The sequence below is a fragment of the Streptomyces flaveolus genome (assembly GCF_000716535.1).
In the GTDB taxonomy this organism is placed as follows: Bacteria; Actinomycetota; Actinomycetes; order Streptomycetales; family Streptomycetaceae; genus Streptomyces; species Streptomyces flaveolus_A.
The window spans coordinates 203,538-219,351 of sequence record NZ_JNWV01000019.1 but is presented as its reverse complement, the minus strand read 5'-3'; the positions used below and the strand labels follow the sequence as shown (position 1 = coordinate 219,351).

Sequence of the window (15,814 nt, the reverse complement as noted above, 5' to 3'; positions counted from 1 at the left end):
AGAAACCGACGACACCGTCCTGCCCACCGAACTCACCGCATAGCCTCAAAACGAGATCACCGAGTGGCCGTCGATACACCACTCCAGCGGACGTGACCGAGGACACGTGAGGATGCGGACAGTGATCAATCGTAGGTCGGCACGCGGGGGACTTTTCTCCGTGGCCGTGGCCGGCTCGTTGTTTCTCGGGGCCGCCGGCTGTGGAGGGGACGGAGACGGGGTCGTCGCGGTTCGAGGCGTCGGCGGAGAGATACACCGTCGCGCGGGCCGCGGCGGACCTTGTCGAGGCATTCTGGGATCCCGAGCGGTATCGCGGGGACGCCTGCCGTGTTCACACGCCTATCGGCACGCCGGACTTCGTGCTCAGAATCACCTGGAGGAAGGTCGACGGCGCCCCGACGGGCACCCCCGCCCCGAAGTTCACCGTTCTGAAGATGGGGGAGCGGGCCCTGGCGGCGGCGGACAGTGCGAACGTCCAGTTCGCATGCAGGAGCGACAAGTTGGCCGGCTCGTCGGGAGCGGCCCACATCGTGATCGGCGTGGAGCGCGGCGGTATGCCGAAGGAACCCGAGGGCGACATCAAGGCGTTGAAGGACGCCTACGCGACCGTGGCCCACTCCTTCTCACTGGCCATGGCCAAGGAACTGCGCTGCGAGAAGAACGGCGGGCTCCCCACGAGGCCCGTGCTGGATCCGGCGTAGCCGCCGGCGCACAGAGTGGACTGACAGCGGCCTTGAGAGCATCGAGCTGCGCGCCTCATGACTCCCCACCGGTACCCATGGGGTCCCAGGCACCTCGCGCTGACCTGTCGACCGGCGATCAAGAGCGTGAACAGGCGCGCCATAAGATGGCGTTTCCTCAACTCACATGTGAAGCAAGGGAAACAGATGGGCAGACAGATACGGCGCTTGGCGGCACTCGCCGCCCCCCTCGCCCTCGGTGCGGCACTGATCGCTCCGGCCACCGCTCACGCGGAGACCGTCGTCTCCGGGAACTACACCGCGGTGTTCAACTACCCCACGCCCACGACCTACGACTCCTCGATCAACACCTCGGTCGGTGACCTGATCGATCTCGCGGCGCCCAACTCGACGCTGTACATGGGCATGTACTGGTTCAGCAGCTCGACTCTGCGGGCGAAGCTCACCGCCGCCCAGAGCCGTGGCGTCACGCTGCGCATCATCTCGGAGTCCGCGAACCGGGGCAGCAGCGACCTGGACAGTCTGACGCTGACGGGCAACTCCAGCCTCACCTGGTGCTCCCGCGGTTGTCTGGGCAACGGTTCGGGCGACACGAACGCGATCGACCACGACAAGTACATCGTGTTCGACGCGCTCACCGACGGACGCACGAACGTGGTCTGGCAGAGCTCGCAGAACCTCGCGGGCGGCCAGGACGGCGAGATCAACAACGCGGTCGTCGTGTCCAACAACGCGACCCTCGCCTCCCGGTACCGCGCGCACTTCAACGACCAGATCAAGCACGCCGGCGACAGCTCGCACACCACGTACGACTACACCACCGGTGACCCGAGCTCTCCCGTCGAGGCGTTCTTCTTCCCCCGCGACACCGCCTCGGACGCCAGCCACTACGGCAACGCCGACATCCTCGCCTCGTTCATCGACAAGGTCGACTGCTCGATCGACGGGAAGATCAGGATCTCGGCCGCCGAGCTCGACCAGCGGACCACCCGCCCGGCCGTCTACGACGCCCTCCAGGCGAAGCGGTCCCAGGGGTGCAGCGTCGACGCGAACGTCCGCGACCTCAGCAACGGCGGCGGCAACGACGGCGTCAACGACCTGACCGCCCTCGACATCGCGGCCTACGGCAACCGCCCCGGAGGGTGCCGCTACAAGTCCTCGGCGACCGCCTCCTGCAACCACGGCACCACCCACTCCAAGTACCTGCTGACGGAGTGGACGAAGTCCGACGGCACCAAGGTGCAGCACGTGTACACGGGCTCCCACAACTGGACCGCAGGCTCGCTGAAGACGAACGACGAGACCCTGCTGCGCATCGACGACCCGACGGTCTACCAGGCCTACGTCGCCAACTTCAACAAGGTGCGCTCGGGCGCGGTCGACATCGACGCCTCGAAGTACGGCTCGACCTCCCAGCACTACTCGCGGGTCAACGTCCAGACCGACGGCGACCAGCACTACAGCGCCATCGCCTCCGGCGGCACCTCGTCCGTCTACACCGCGGTGGTGTACGAGCAGGGCGACCGGCACGACTCCTCGGACACCGAGCTGGGCACCGACGTGTACATCCGCATGTACAAGGACGGCGTCCCGCTGTGGAACGAGAAGCTGCTGAGCAACAGCGGCACCGCCGGCAACGCGACCTGGTCGCACCAGAAGCCCGACGTCGGCGTGGACGACCAGGGCAACGCGATCGTCGCGTGGGCCAAGGACGACGACGGCAACAAGTTCGCCGACATCGCCGTGGTCAAGGTGGCCCCGAACGGCACGGTGACCGCGCTGCCGCGCCCGCACGCCTCGGGCAGCGGGGACCAGCTGCGCCCGACGGTCGCGGTGGCCGGTGACGGCTCCTACACCGTCGCCTGGGAGAGCACGGCCGACGGCTCCACGCTCAACCAGGTCTACGCGAGCAGCTGGTCCGGGACCGGTACGCTGCGCTACCAGGACGTCCAGGTCAGCACGATCAACTCGGGTGCGGCCGGGTCGAACCGCCGCCCCGACGCGGCGATCGACGACGCCGGGAACACCGCGATCGTCTGGGAAGAGGACGCGGACGGCAACGGCGGCCTCAACATCGGTCTCGCGAAGCTGAACACCTCGGGCGGCTTCGCCGTGGCCCGCAAGGTGGCCAACTCCCTCACCGACGGGCAGCAGACCGTTCCCGCGGTGGCGTCGGCGGGCGACGGCCGGTTCGTCGTGGCGTGGACGGACGAGTACACCACCGGCACCGGCACGCTGGTGCGGCCGCAGCGGGTCTACGACCGCGTCTTCTCCGCGACGGGCAGCGCCGCGGCGGCCGAGCAGCGGGCCACCGAGGACGGCACCAGCAGCGGCCCGTACGTCGACGGCCAGCGGCCGATCTCCGACCAGGACGTCGCCGATGTCGCGGTCGCCGACGACGGCAGCTTCGTGGTCGCGTGGAAGGAGGCCTTCGACGTGAACATCGGCGGGACCGTGTACGCGGGCAAGGACGACGTGTGGGCCCGCGGCTTCAACGCGGACGGCACGACGACCGGCAGGCTCCCCGCCTACCGGATGAACGTGGTGACCGGCGGCGGCCAGGGCGGCCCGGCCGTGACCCTGGCCTCGACCGGCCGGCTCGCGCTGACGTACTCGGACGACTACGACGGCAACGGCTTCAACGAGATGCGGCTGCGGGACGCGTTCAGCAACTCCTGAGTCCCGCGCAGTGCCATCCCCCCTCCGAGTCCCGCGCGGTAGTGTTGCCGACGGCTCCCGCGCGGGCCGGGGTCGGACACGACGGGGGGCTCGTTGGTGGGGGATTGGCACCGGCAGCAGCCCGGGCGTGGGACCGGCCGGCCGGCGCCCGCGGTGCTGCCCCCGTCGCTGCGCGTGTCGCTCGGGCCGGTCGCGGTCCTCGCCGCGCTGGTGGTCGTCGTGCTCGGGGTCCTGTACGCCGGTCACGGCGAGCCCGGCAGGGTGGACAGGTGGCTCGTCCGGCCGACGGCGGACAGTGTGCGGCCGCCGTGGCGGTACGCCGCCCTGACCATGGACTTCCTGGGGGAGCCCGTGGGAGCGGTGATGCTGGTCGTGGCCACCGTGACCGGCTGCCTGCTGCTGCGGCGTCCTCGGGGGGCGGTGCTCGTCGTCGCCGGCGTCGGTGTGGCCGTAGGGACGGTGACGCTGCTCAAGCACGTGGTGGGACGCACCATCCACGGCGACGACAACCTGTCCTACCCGAGCGGGCACACCGCCTTCGCCACCGCGCTCGCCTACGCGGTGGCACTGCTCGCGGCCGGCCGGCCCGGCCTCGGCAGGACGGCCGGCGCGTCACTCGTGCTCGCCGCGGCGCTGCTGGCGGGCGCCGCCATGGGCTGGGCGGAGGTCGCCCTGAGCGCGCACTACCCGACCGACGCGCTCGGCGGCTGGTGCACCGCGCTGGCGGTGGTACCGGTGACCGCGTGGCTGGTCGACCGCACGGCCGACCGGCTGGCCGGGCGGGCGGCCGGCGCCGGCCGGCGAGACGGCGGCTGACGCCACGTCAGGCCAGTCGGCGGAACACGGGCTTCACCGGCCGCCCGCCCAGCCAGGGCGTGGGGTCACCGGCGTCCAGCGCCTTCCGGTACACCGCACACGCCTGGGCCACCACCTCGACGGTGTGGTCGATGTCGGCGTCGCTGAGCGCGCTGCTCACCACGAACGACGGGGCCAGCACCCCGCCCGCGAGGAGCCGGCGCAGGAACAGGGTGCGGTACTCCTGCGACGGCTGCCCCTTCTCGTCGAGGGTGGCGAAGACCAGGTTGCTGGCCCGGCCCCGGACGACGACGTGGTCGCCGACGCCCATGCCGGCCGCGGCGGCGCGGACACCGGCGGCCAACCGCTCGCCGAGCGCGTGCAGCCGCGCGGTGACGCCCTCTTCGACGTAGGTGGTGAGCACGGCCATCGCGGCGGCCAGCGAGTGCGTTTCCGCACCGTGCGTGGTGGACAGCAGGAACACCCGGTCGCCGGGGTGACGCAGCCCGCCCCGCTCCATCAGCTCGCGGCGCCCGGCCAGCGCGGAGACGGCGAACCCGTTGCCCAGCGCCTTGCCGAACGTGGAGAGGTCGGGGACGACGCCGTACAGGCCCTGGGCGCCCGCCTCGGACCAGCGCAAGCCGGTGATCATCTCGTCGAAGACCAGGACGCAGCCGTGCCGGTCGGCCAGTTCGCGCAGACCGGCGAGGTACCCGGGCGGCGGCTCGGTGTGGGTGGCGGGTTCCAGGATCAGGCAGGCGACCTCGCCCTGGTACCGGGTGAGCAGTTCCTCCGTGGCGGCCAGGTCGCCGTAGGGGAACGCCACGGTGAGCTCGTTGGTCGACTCCGGGATGCCCGCGGACATCGGTGTGGTGCCGATGAACCAGTCGTCGACGGAGAAGAACGGATGGTCGGCGCAGACCGCCACCCGCGGGCGTCCGGTGGCGGCGCGGGCGAGGCGCACCGCGGCGGTGGTGGCGTCCGAGCCGTTCTTCGCGAACTTCACCATCTCCGCGGTCGGCACCGTGGCCAGGAAGCGTTCCGCCGCTTCCAGTTCCACCACGGACGGCCGGACGAAGTTGCTGCCGCGGTCGAGTTCCCGCCGCACCGCCTCGGTCACGCGGGGGTGGGCGTGGCCGAGGCTGACCGAACGCAGCCCGGAGCCGTACTCGACGTAGCGGTTGCCGTCGATGTCCCACACGTGGGCACCGCGGCCGTGGCTGATGACCGGGGCCAGGTTCTCGGGGTACTGGTCGTCGCCCTTGGCGTAGGTGTGCGCGCCCCCGGGGATCAGGGCGTGCAGCCGCTCGTTCGCCGCCCGCGACCGGGGCAGGAGCAAATCCGGGTTCGCTCCGGTGTGTTCGGTGTCCAAGCCGACTTCACCCTTCCGTGCGCTTGAGGACCTCGGCGAGGCTCGGCGCCTCCCGGTCCCGCTGGGACATCGATGTGACCGGCAGCGGCCAGGGAATGGCGAGCTCCGGGTCGTCGAAGGCGATGGTCACGTCCTCGGCCGGATCGTGCGGGCGGTCGATCCGGTACGAGGTGTCGGCGGTTCCGGTGAGCGCCTGGAAGCCGTGCGCGCACCCCGCCGGGACGTACAGGGTCGCCTGCGTCTCGCCCGACAGTTCGAAGAAGGCGCGGCCCAGGTAGGTCGGCGAGTCCGGCCGCAGGTCCACGACGACGTCGAAGATCCTCCCGTGCGAGCACCGCACCAGCTTGGCCTCGCCGGCGCCGGAGCGCAGGTGCAGGCCGCGGAGCACGCCCCGGAGCGAGCGGGACACGCTGTCCTGGACGAAGGCGTTCGGGTCGACGCCCACCGAGCGGACCACGTCGGCGTCGAAGGTGCGGCAGAAGAAGCCGCGCTCGTCGGCGTACGGCGTCGGTTCGAACAGGTACGCGCCGGCGATCTTTTTGACTTCGGTCGCTTTCATGGGGCCTCCTGCCGGGCTGGGATGTCGGCGTGGCCGGTCGCCGGGAACAGGGCCGTGGTCAAGGCGGTGAACTGGTGCTCGAGTCGCCGGGCGGCGGCCAGGTTCCGCTCGGCGAGGATCCGCCGCAGCTCCGCCGATCGCTTCTCCAGCGCCCGGAACTGCCGGAGCAGCCGGTCGGCGTCGACCTCGCGGGCCGGGTGGCAGTACGCGCCGAGGCCCATCCGGTCCATGAGCGCGTCGCTCTTCGCCGCATAGCTGAGGGCGAGGGTCGGGGTGCCGGCCTTCAGCGCGCAGATCAGGTTGTGGTACCGGATCGCCACCACGGTGTCGGCAGCCGCCGTCTCCTTCATCAGGTCGGCCAGCGAGGACGCCTCGGCAGCGGTGACCAGCGGCGAGTCCACCGCGTCGAGGATCGCGGCGACCACCGGCGCGTCGCACTCGTCGCCGGTGATCAGCCGGACCGGCCTGCCCTCCTCGGCCAGCGCGCGGACGAACCGGATCGTCCCGTCGAGGTAGCGCCGGTGGATCTCCTCGGCGCGTGCGCGGTCGTCGTTGCCTCCGTGGAAGTCCATGACACCGACACAGACCGGGCCCGGCGAGCCCGAGGGCGCGCTCGTCCCCGGCGTCGGCAGGGCGAACGCGAGGTCCGGGTAGACCTCGTCGCCCGCGGTGTCCACGCCCATCGCCCGCATCGCGTCGCGGGACCGGTCGTCCCGGTACGACCGGTACGCGGCCAGCCGCGCCGACCAGCGCACCAGGGCCCGGGTCGGCCGGTTGCCGATCTCGGCGGCGCCGACGCTCACCAGCGCGACCCGGGTGCGCAGCAGCCGGCCGGTCGCGCAGAGCAGGAACAGCGCGTACGGGAAGCCCCACGGCCGCAGTGGCAGCGTGGCCTCCAGGACGCCCATGCCCGGCACGATCACCACGTCGTGCCGGCGCACCCAGGCGGCGGTGCGGAAGACGTCGACGAGTTTGCCCAGCCCCTTCGCCGCGACCGCGCCCGCACGCGACGCGGTCCGGTACTCCCCGCGGTACCAGTGCAGCCGCGTCGCGGGGATGCCGAACCGGGCCGCGACGACCTCGGGTCCGCCGCACAGCGCGTCCACGACCGCGTCCGGGTGCTCGGCGCGGAGGTATCCGAGCACGGCCTCCAGCGACCCGTCGTTGCCGAGGTTGCCGGAGCCGAGCAGGCCGAACACCCCCACACGCGGCGCGGCCTTCATGCCCGCCTCCCCTCACGGCCGGCGACGAGGGCGTCGACGGAGACGGTGAGCTTGGCCGGGTCGACCGGGGCGCGGTCCTCGACCCGTTCACCGGCGTCCGGCCGGGCCCGGCTGGCCATCCACGCGGCCAGGTGGCGGTAGCACTCGCGCCGGTCGGCCGGGGACAACGGCGCCCGCCGGATCGCCGAGACGAAACCCCAGACGTACTCGGCGAGCAGCCGGGGCGTCGGGTGCAGCGGGCCCGCCCGGCGCGGGTCCAGGTTGACGCACCGGGAGCGCTTGGACGGGTTCGCCCGCTCGGCGCGGGTGGGGTGGTCGCGGCGGAAGTACAGCAGCTCCGGCACCTGGTGGAAGGGCCCGTGCAGGCCGATCTCGGCGACGAACGTGCGGTCCGCGTGGTGATAGCTGTCCATCGGCTTCACCCGGCGCAGCACGTCGGCCCGGATCACCCCGTAGAAGTCGTCGCCACCGGGCTCGAACAGCATGCTGCGGAAGCGCTCCGGCGCGTGCGGCGAGGCCGTGGCGAGCGTGTACTCGTACGGGACCTTCACCTGGCCGTCGCCGTCGATGACTGCCTGGTCGGCGTGCGCGAGGATCACGTGCGGCCGCTCGTCCAGCGCCTCGACGCAGCGCCGCAGCAGGTCCCGGGCGTACAGGTCGTCGTGCGAGGCCCACTTGAACAGCTCGCCGCGGCACTCGGCGAACACGTGGTTGTGGTTCGGCGTGGCGCCGACGTTCCGGGGCAGCCGGAGGTACCGGATGCGCGAGTCCTGCGCGGCGTACTTGCGGCAGATGTCCTCGGTCCCGTCGGTCGAGGCGTTGTCGGAGATGACCAGCTCGAAGTCCTCGTAGGTCTGGCCGAGCAGGGCGTCGAGCGACTCGGCCAGGTACTCCTCGCCGTTGTAGACGGGCAGGCCGATGCTCAGCCTGGGTCGGTCGGTCATGGGGTCCTCACTTCGGGAACGGAGTCGTGGTGGCGCTCGCGCAGGGCGGACCGCAGGTGCAGCCACCACACGGCCGAGCCGCTGACGGTCGCGGCGGCGACGCCCCAGGCCGAGCCGACCGTGCCCGCGACGGCCGCCCCGCCGAGCCCGCCGCCGACGTAGCAGGCGGAGGCGAACAGCTGCGAGCGCAGGCTGCGCCGGGCCGCGCCGAGCGCGCGCAGCCCGGCCGCGGCGCCGGTGCCGAGGCCCGCACCGGCGACGCTGAGAGTGATCGGCACGATGAGCTGCGAGGCGGAGTGCCAGACGCCGCCCAGCACGAGGTCGCCGAGCCGTTCCGGCAGCAGCAGCAGCGACCCGCCCCAGAGCAGCGCGGCGACGGCCTGCCCGCCGCCCAGCAGCAGGCAGAACGTGCCGAGGCGGTGCGGGGCCTGCCGCAGCACCCGTGCCGCCTCCGGGACGGTCACCAGCGACAGTCCCATCAGCACGGCGAGGAAGGGGCCCATCAGGAGTTCGGCACCGCGCACCGCGCCCACCGCGCCGACCCCGACGATCGCGCCGAGCCCGTACGCCCGAAGCTGGCTCGCGCCGCTGAGGCAGGTGTTCTCGGCCAGGTACCGGTAGCCGAGGTCGCGGTGCTCGCGGAGCCACTCGCGTGCCCCGCTCACCTCGGGCCGGATTCCGGACTGGAAGCAGCCGAACACGGCGGCCACCCCGGCGGAGGCTCCCCAGGCGACCACGAACGCGGCCACGGTGCCCACGTGGGCCGCCACGACCATGGCCGGGACGAGCGCGACGCACCACACGAGGTCGTTGACGAACGCCTTGCGCCCGGTGCCGGCGGCGAAGAACGAGAACCGCCAGGCGTCCTGCAGCAGCAGCCCCGGCAGCAGGACGCCGAGGCAGGCGAACGCGGGCCCCACACGGCCGCCGAGACCGAGCCCGACCGCCAGGCACGCCGCGCCGATGGCGGCGCCCACGCCGAGCGCGGTACCCGACGAACGGGCCACCGCCCCGCGCCAGGACGCGTCCGGCACGCCGCTGAAACGCACCACGAGAGGGTCGGTGGCCAGGCCGCGGGAGACGTTGAGCACCACGCCGTAGGTCACCCAGGCGAGGCTGAACGCGCCGAACGCGGTCACCCCCAGCGAGCGGGCCACGTAGATACCCACCGCGAAGTTGCTGATGCTGGAGGCCGCCTGGTCGGCGAGCCCCCAGGACAGCCGGCCGGCGACGGCCCGCCGGGCGGTCCGCCGGGCGTCTGTGGCCCGGGTCGCCGGTGGCGCCGTTGCCCGCGGATTCTCCCCCTCGGTGGTCATCGGCGTCATGCCTTGATCAGCCCGGCGCCGAGCAGGGCGTCGCCCGCGGCGGCGACGGTGTCGAACGGCAGCCCGGACCGCTCGGCGACGTCCAGCAGACTGTGCTCGCCGTCGGAGAGGTTGAGCACCCAGAGCATGGCCATCTGGGCCTGCTTGGTGTCGCTGCGGCCGCCCAGCGCGTCGTACAACCCCCGTCGTCCCAACTGCGGTTCGCCGTACGGGCTGAGGTTGACGTACCGCCGGTTGCGGTCGAGGACGGCGAACGCCTCGCGGCAGACGGCGAGCGTGTCGGCCATCGCCTCCGGGGAGACGAAGTCCAGGTCGTCCGCCGAGGTGTGGTACTCGGGATAGCCCGCGTACGGGGTCCGGGTGAGCGAGCCCACGCCGAGGTCGAACCCGGGCGAGCAGTACTGCCGCTCGTCGTAGCCGTACGGAGTGAACTCGGTGACGTGGTGCGGGCGTTCGGATGCGGTCAGCACGTGCCGCAGCACCCGGTCGATCTCCGCGTCGCCGCGCCGGCTCTGCTTGTACGTCAGCCGGCCCGGGTCACCGGCGCAGGCCAGCACCAGGCCGTGCTTGACCCGGTCCACCCGCTCCGCGTTGCGGGCCAGCCATGTGATCGCCCCGATGGTGCCGGGCGCGAAGACGAACCGGTAGGTGTAGTACGGCGTCCGCCGGGCCAGCGCCCGGGCCAGGAACGTCGCCACCGCGATGCCGGCCAGGTTGTCGTTGGCCAGCGACGGGTGGCAGACGTGGCAGGAGACGATCACCTCGTCGGGGACCTGCCCCGGGACCACGTGCTCGGCGTAGGTGAGGTGGCCGTCGGCGAGGGTGGAGTCGATGAGGACCTCGTAGTCGCCGTCCGGCATCGCGTCCAGCGTCTCCTGGGCCAGGCAGAACCCCCACTCCGCCTTGTAGTAACTGGTGCGGTACGGCACCCAGGTCGGGTGCTCCGGCAGGGTGTGCAGATGTCCGCGCAGTTCGGCCAGCGGCATGGTCGCCGACACCGGCACGCTGTAGCCGAGCACGTGCAGGCTGGAGTCGGCGAAGTCGACGACCCGGTTCCCGGCGGTGTCGGCGATGTACGCCTCGCGGATGTTCCACTCCTGCGGCACGGTCCAGTCGAGCACCTGCGTGCCCGTCGGCACCTCGTGCCTGTGGAGCGGGATGTACTCCCCGACGATGTCCAAGGTGGCGCGCACACCGTCGCCGGTGATGCTCCGGCACAGCGGGTACATCCGCTCCACCAGCGCGTACATCTCCTCGCCGGTCCCGGTCACGGGCGCCACCGCAGGGTGTCGTCGACGGCGCCGGACTCGGACGCCGCGCGCAGCACGGCGAGGCGGGTGAAGCGTTGCTCGAAGTCCTCCCGGGTCAGGCCGAAATTCCGGTAGGCGTCGGCCAGTTCGAGCGCTCCGCGTTTCACCGTCCACTCGCAGTCGAAGCCGGGCACCGCGGCGCGGAAGCGGGAGAAGTCCACGCGGTACGACCGTGGGTCGGCACCCGTCTCCCCGGTGATCACCACCTTCGCCCCGGACACCGCCTCGGCGACCTGCCCGGCGATCTCGGCGACGGTGACGTTGTTGGTCTCGCTGCCGATGTTGAACGCCCGGTCGTGCACCGCTTCGTGCGGCGCGGTCAGCGCCGCCGAGAAGGCCCGTGCGATGTCGGCGGCGTGCACCAGCGGGCGCCAGGGGGTGCCGTCGGAGAGGACCAGGACCTCGCCGGACAGGAGTGCGTGGCCCACCAGGTTGTTGAGCACGATGTCGGCGCGCAGCCGGGGGGAGTAGCCGAAGGCGGTGGCGTTGCGCATGTACACCGGGGTGAAGTCGCCGTCCGCCAGCTCGTGCAGGTCGTCCTCCACGCGCACCTTGGACTCCGCGTACGGCGTCACCGGGCGCAGCGGGGCGTCCTCGGCCACCAGGTCGTCGCCGCCGGCGGCGCCGTAGACGGAGCAGGTCGACGCGTACAGGAAGCGCCGCACCCCGGCGTCGCGGGCCAGCCGGGCCAGCCGTACGGACGCGTGGTGGTTGATGTCGTAGGTGAGCTCCGGCGCCAGCGATCCCAGCGGGTCGTTGGAGAGCGCGGCCAGGTGGATCACGGCGTCCACCCCGGCCAGGTGGTCGGCCGTGACGTCGCGCAGGTCCACCCGGTGCCCCCGCGGGTCGGCGGGCGCCGGACCGAGGACGCAGTCGGCGAACAGGCCGGCGTCGAGGCCGACGACCTCGTGCCCGGCGGCCGTGAGGACCGGGGCCATGACGGTGCCCAGGTAGCCCTGGTGTCCGGTGAGCAGTACGCGCAAGGTTCATTCCCCCAGGTCGAGCGTGATTTTGGTGACGGCGAACGCCTCGGCGTAGCGCTCGTGGCATTCGATGCCGCGGATCCGGGCGAGGCCCAGGAAGGCTTCCCGGTCGTACCAGGGCCGGTGCCGCTGCGAGGGGTAGTGCTCCTGCAGCAGCCGTACCTTCTGTTCGGCGGTCTTCGGCGACAGCGGCTGGTAGGCGGCCGGCCTGCCGAGATCGCCGTCCCACTTGACGATCTCGTAGCCGAGGACCAGGTGGTCGCGGAACGCGGTCGGTATCAGCCGCGCCAGGCCGCGGTGGTCCTGGTGCGCGTCATCGGTGCGCGGGGCGAGGACCAGGTCCGGGTCGGTCCGCTCGCGCAGCTCCTCGACGGCGGACTTGGCCTCCTCCCAGTGCGCGGGAAGCCGGCCGTCCGGCAGCTTGTGCACGGTCAGCCGCAGGTCGGCGCCCGGGCAGAAGGCGGCGAGCGCGGCCCGCTCCTCCTGCTCGCGCTCGCCGCCCCCGCCGGAGAGCACCAGCGCGTCGACACGGATGCCCGGCCGCGCGTGGCACAGCGTCAGCAGCGTGCCGCCGGCGCCGATGGCGATGTCGTCGCAGTGCGCGCCCACCGCGACGATCCTGTCCACGCGCCCCGCGCCGAGCCGGATCACGCGTTCACCCCCGCGCCGTCCCGTTCCCACACGGCCCACGGACGGTCGCCCCGGGAGTAGGCGGCGTCGAGCGCGGCCCGCTCCTTCACGGTGTCGGTCGGCTTCCAGAAGCCGCGGTGCTGGTGCGCCACCAGCCGGCCGCGCTTGGCCAGCTGGGCGCATCCGTCGGCGACCAGGTCCCCGTCCTCGGGGATGTGGTCGAAGACCTCCTGGCGGAGCACGAAGTAGCCGCCGTTCTCCCACAGCGGCAGTTCGCTCACCGCGGTGATGCCCCCCACCAGGCCGTCCTCGCCCAGCTCCACGCAGTGGAACGACGACTGCGGCGGCACCACCATCATCGAGGCGCCGGCGTCCCGCGCGGCGAACTTCTCGATCATCTCGGGCAGCGGGGCGTCGGTGAGGACGTCGGCGTAGTTGGCGAGGAACATCTCGTCCCCGTCCAGGTGGTGCCGCACGCGGCGCAGCCGCTCCCCGATCGGCGACTCGATGCCGGTCTGCGCGAACGTGATCGTCCAGTCCGAGATGTCGGTGGACAGCAGCTCGGTCCGCCCGCCGCGCAGCACGAAGTCGTTGGACGTCGTCTCCTCGTAGTTGAGGAAGAAGTCCTTGATGTGGTGGGCCCCGTACCCGAGGCACAGGATGAACTCCATGTGCCCGAAGTGCGCGTAGTAGCGCATGACGTGCCAGATCAGCGGCCTGGGGCCGACCATCGCCATCGGCTTGGGCACGTCGTCCGCGGCACCGTTGCGCATCCGCATCCCGTAACCGCCGCAGAACAGGACGACCTTCATGCTGTGACCTTTCGGGACGCGACGTCGACAACGCTCAGTTCCGGGATGGGGAAGACCAGTCGGCCGCCCCAGTCGTGCACGTAGGAAAGCTGCTCGACGAGCTCGGCCCGCAGGTTCCACGGGAGGACGAGCACGTAGTCCGGCTTGTCGGCGGCGATCTGCTCGGGCGGCAGGATCGGGATGCGGGTGCCCGGGGTGAACCTGCCGTGCTTGTAGGGGTTGCGGTCGACCGTGTACGCGAGCAGGTCGGGCCGGATGCCGCAGTGGTTGAGCAGGGTGTTGCCCTTGCCCGGGGCGCCGTAGCCGACGACCGTCTCGCCGCGCTCGGCCGCCTCGATGAGGAACTTGAGGAGGTCCCGGCGCACCTTGGCCACCCGCGCGGAGAACTCCGTGTACCCGGACAGCTCCTGGAGCCCGGCCGCTTTCTCCCGGTCCAGCACGTCGGCCACCCGCCGCGTCGGCTCGCCGGCCACCTCGGCCGGCCGGGCCCACAGCCGGATGGAACCGCCGTGCGTGGGCAGCAGCTCGACGTCCACGAGCGCGAGTCCGCCGCTCGCCAGCGCCCGGATCGCGGACGCGACCGTGTAGTACTGGAAGTGCTCGTGGTAGATCGTGTCGTACTGGTTCTGCTCGATCAGGGTCAGCAGGTGCTGCACCTCGATGGAGACCCAGCCGTCGTCGGCGACCAGGGCGCGCAGCCCCCGGGTGAACCCGACGACGTCGGGGATGTGCGCGTACACGTTGTTGGCCACGACCAGGTTCGCCGGGCCGTGCTTCTCGCGGACCGCCGCGCCGGTGTCCGGGCTCAGGAACTCCGTGAGCGTGGGCACACCCGCATCGCGGGCCGCGGCGCCGACGTTGACCGACGGCTCGATGCCGAGGCAGCGGATACCCCGGTCCACGACGTGCTTCAGCAGGTATCCGTCGTTGCTCGCGACCTCGACCACGAAGGCGTCGGAGCCTTCGGTGCCGAGCCCCACCCGCCGCACGGCATCGTCGACGAACGTGCGCGCGTGCTCCACCCAGGACGTCGAGTACGAGGAGAAGTACGCGTACTCCTCGAACGTCTCCTCCGGCGTGATCAGCGGCGGGATCTGCGCGAGCCAGCAGTCGGTGCAGACCCGCAGGTGCAGCGGGTACGCGGGCTCCGGCTGGTCCAGTCGGTCCGCGGCGAGAAAGCTCTCGCACGGCGGCGTCGCCCCCAGGTCGACGACGCTGGCCAGCGCCGCCGAGCCGCACAGTCGGCATCGTGTCATCTAGTGCCCCCCATTGATTCCGTCCCCCCTCGATTGCGCCCGCCCCGCGATCGCGGCGCGGTACTCCTCCTCCAGGCGCTCCAGCCCGACGGCCGGGCTGAAGCCCTTCTCGTAACGGCGCCGGGCCGCCTCGCCCATCTCCCGGTTGCCGTCCGGTCCGGTCGCGATCCGGCGTATGCAGGACGCGAGCGAGGCGGGCTCGCCCGGCCGGTGCAGCAGCCCGGTGACCCCGTCCTCGACGAGTTCGACGAAGGCGCCGTGGCCGGCGGCGACGGCCGGCACCCCCGCCGCCATCGCCTCCGCGACCACCAGGCCGAACGTCTCCATGGCCATCGACGGAGCCACCACGGCGACCGACCGTGCGACGGTCTGCCGGACCTGGGCCGGGTCGAGCAGACCGGCGTAGCGCACGTCGTCCCGGCCCGCCGCCCACGCGGTCACCTCTCGCTCCAGCGGGCCCGCGCCGGCGAGCACGAGCGGCACGCCCACACCGCCGTCGGCCGCGATCTGGTCCCACGCGGCCATGAGCAGCCGCACCCCCTTGGCCTCCGCGAGCCGGCCGAGGAAGAGCAACTGCTCTCCGTCGCCCTCCCGGCAGGCGCCGGGATCGGGTACGAAGTTGTGCTTCACCGTGAGCAACTCGGCCGGCATGCCCGATCGCACCAGGACGTCGCGCTGCGCCTCGGAGATGCAGAAGAACCGCTCCACGCCCGACCACCACCGCCGCCGGTTGACCGACAGGCTCACCGCGACCGGCACCGTCGCGAGACGGGAGTCCCGGTAGCAGCCGTGCCGGACGGCGGGCAGCGGCACCGCCGAGCCGACGCACTCGGTGCACAGCCGGCCGTCCCGTTGCAGCGTGCCGGGCGGGCAGACCTGGGTGTAGTTGTGCAGCGTGGCGACGACGGGTACGCCGGCGTCGGCGCAGGCGGCGAGGACCGCCGGCGACAGGAGCGGGAAGACGTTGTGGACGTGCACCACGTCCGGCCGGTCGGCGCGGAGCCTGGCGGTGAGCTCCCTGCGGACCGCGGGGTTCCACGGCACGAGCAGCGGCACCGCGACCTTGCCGAGCAGGGACCGGCCGGCGATGTCGTCGCTGCGCCGCTCGAACACCTCGACCCGGTGGCCGGCCGCGCGCAGCAGCCGCACCTCCTCGTCGACGACCCGGTTCTCGCCGCTCGGCTGCGCCGAGGAGTAGCGGTTGTGCACCACGAGGACGTGCATG

General features: G+C 72.2%; 14 protein-coding genes. 3 read left to right on the top strand and 11 right to left on the bottom strand.

Annotated features, from left to right (window positions below; translation table 11 throughout):
• Positions 1 to 359 precede the first annotated feature (359 nt).
• The 3 genes from OO52_RS52805 to OO52_RS21635 all read left to right on the top strand — a co-directional run bounded on the left by OO52_RS52805 (position 360) and on the right by OO52_RS21635 (position 4,196).
• Complete coding sequence (locus OO52_RS52805; RefSeq protein ID WP_245240319.1) at positions 360 to 701, top strand: hypothetical protein; 342 nt, start codon at positions 360 to 362, stop codon at positions 699 to 701.
• 186 nt (positions 702 to 887) lie between these two features.
• Entirely contained in the window at positions 888 to 3,380 is a 2,493-nt protein-coding gene (locus tag OO52_RS21640; protein ID WP_030645268.1) for a phospholipase D-like domain-containing protein, read from the top strand.
• 96 nt (positions 3,381 to 3,476) lie between these two features.
• Complete coding sequence (locus OO52_RS21635; RefSeq protein ID WP_051818436.1) at positions 3,477 to 4,196, top strand: phosphatase PAP2 family protein; 720 nt, start codon at positions 3,477 to 3,479, stop codon at positions 4,194 to 4,196.
• 7 nt (positions 4,197 to 4,203) lie between these two features.
• Here the strand turns inward: OO52_RS21635 and OO52_RS21630 are convergent, their stop codons facing one another.
• Genes OO52_RS21630 through OO52_RS21580 form a run of 11 tightly spaced genes read right to left on the bottom strand, consistent with a single transcriptional unit; the run spans position 4,204 to position 15,813 of the window.
• Positions 4,204 to 5,547: a glutamate-1-semialdehyde 2,1-aminomutase gene (locus OO52_RS21630; protein WP_051818434.1), complete on the bottom strand. Its 1,344-nt coding sequence runs from the start codon at positions 5,545 to 5,547 to the stop codon at positions 4,204 to 4,206.
• Positions 5,548 to 5,554: 7 nt separating this feature from the next.
• Positions 5,555 to 6,106: a dTDP-4-dehydrorhamnose 3,5-epimerase family protein gene (locus OO52_RS21625; RefSeq protein ID WP_030645263.1), complete on the bottom strand. Its 552-nt coding sequence runs from the start codon at positions 6,104 to 6,106 to the stop codon at positions 5,555 to 5,557.
• On the bottom strand, positions 6,103 to 7,329 hold the full coding sequence (locus OO52_RS21620) for a polysaccharide pyruvyl transferase family protein (RefSeq protein ID WP_030645261.1): 1,227 nt from the start codon (positions 7,327 to 7,329) through the stop codon (positions 6,103 to 6,105). The genes OO52_RS21625 and OO52_RS21620 overlap by 4 nt, the downstream gene beginning before the upstream one ends.
• Positions 7,326 to 8,273, bottom strand: a complete 948-nt coding sequence (locus OO52_RS21615) for a glycosyltransferase family 2 protein (RefSeq protein ID WP_030645259.1) — start codon at positions 8,271 to 8,273, stop codon at positions 7,326 to 7,328. The genes OO52_RS21620 and OO52_RS21615 overlap by 4 nt, the downstream gene beginning before the upstream one ends.
• On the bottom strand, positions 8,270 to 9,598 hold the full coding sequence (locus OO52_RS21610; RefSeq protein ID WP_030645257.1) for a membrane protein: 1,329 nt from the start codon (positions 9,596 to 9,598) through the stop codon (positions 8,270 to 8,272). The genes OO52_RS21615 and OO52_RS21610 overlap by 4 nt, the downstream gene beginning before the upstream one ends.
• Positions 9,595 to 10,878, bottom strand: coding sequence for a DUF4910 domain-containing protein (locus tag OO52_RS21605; protein WP_030645255.1), 1,284 nt, complete (start codon positions 10,876 to 10,878; stop codon positions 9,595 to 9,597). The genes OO52_RS21610 and OO52_RS21605 overlap by 4 nt, the downstream gene beginning before the upstream one ends.
• The gene (locus OO52_RS21600) at positions 10,866 to 11,891 is read right to left on the bottom strand and encodes an NAD-dependent epimerase/dehydratase family protein (RefSeq protein ID WP_030645254.1); all 1,026 of its coding nucleotides are present in this window, start codon (positions 11,889 to 11,891) and stop codon (positions 10,866 to 10,868) included. The genes OO52_RS21605 and OO52_RS21600 overlap by 13 nt, the downstream gene beginning before the upstream one ends.
• Positions 11,892 to 11,894: 3 nt before the next feature.
• The gene (locus OO52_RS21595) at positions 11,895 to 12,542 is read right to left on the bottom strand and encodes a PIG-L deacetylase family protein (RefSeq protein WP_030645253.1); all 648 of its coding nucleotides are present in this window, start codon (positions 12,540 to 12,542) and stop codon (positions 11,895 to 11,897) included.
• Positions 12,539 to 13,333, bottom strand: a complete 795-nt coding sequence (locus OO52_RS21590; RefSeq protein WP_030645252.1) for a glucose-1-phosphate cytidylyltransferase — start codon at positions 13,331 to 13,333, stop codon at positions 12,539 to 12,541. The genes OO52_RS21595 and OO52_RS21590 overlap by 4 nt, the downstream gene beginning before the upstream one ends.
• On the bottom strand, positions 13,330 to 14,589 hold the full coding sequence (locus tag OO52_RS21585; RefSeq protein ID WP_030645251.1) for a class I SAM-dependent methyltransferase: 1,260 nt from the start codon (positions 14,587 to 14,589) through the stop codon (positions 13,330 to 13,332). Before OO52_RS21585 ends, OO52_RS21590 begins: the two co-directional genes overlap by 4 nt.
• Complete coding sequence (locus OO52_RS21580; protein ID WP_030645250.1) at positions 14,590 to 15,813, bottom strand: glycosyltransferase; 1,224 nt, start codon at positions 15,811 to 15,813, stop codon at positions 14,590 to 14,592.
• Position 15,814: the final 1 nt, after the last annotated feature.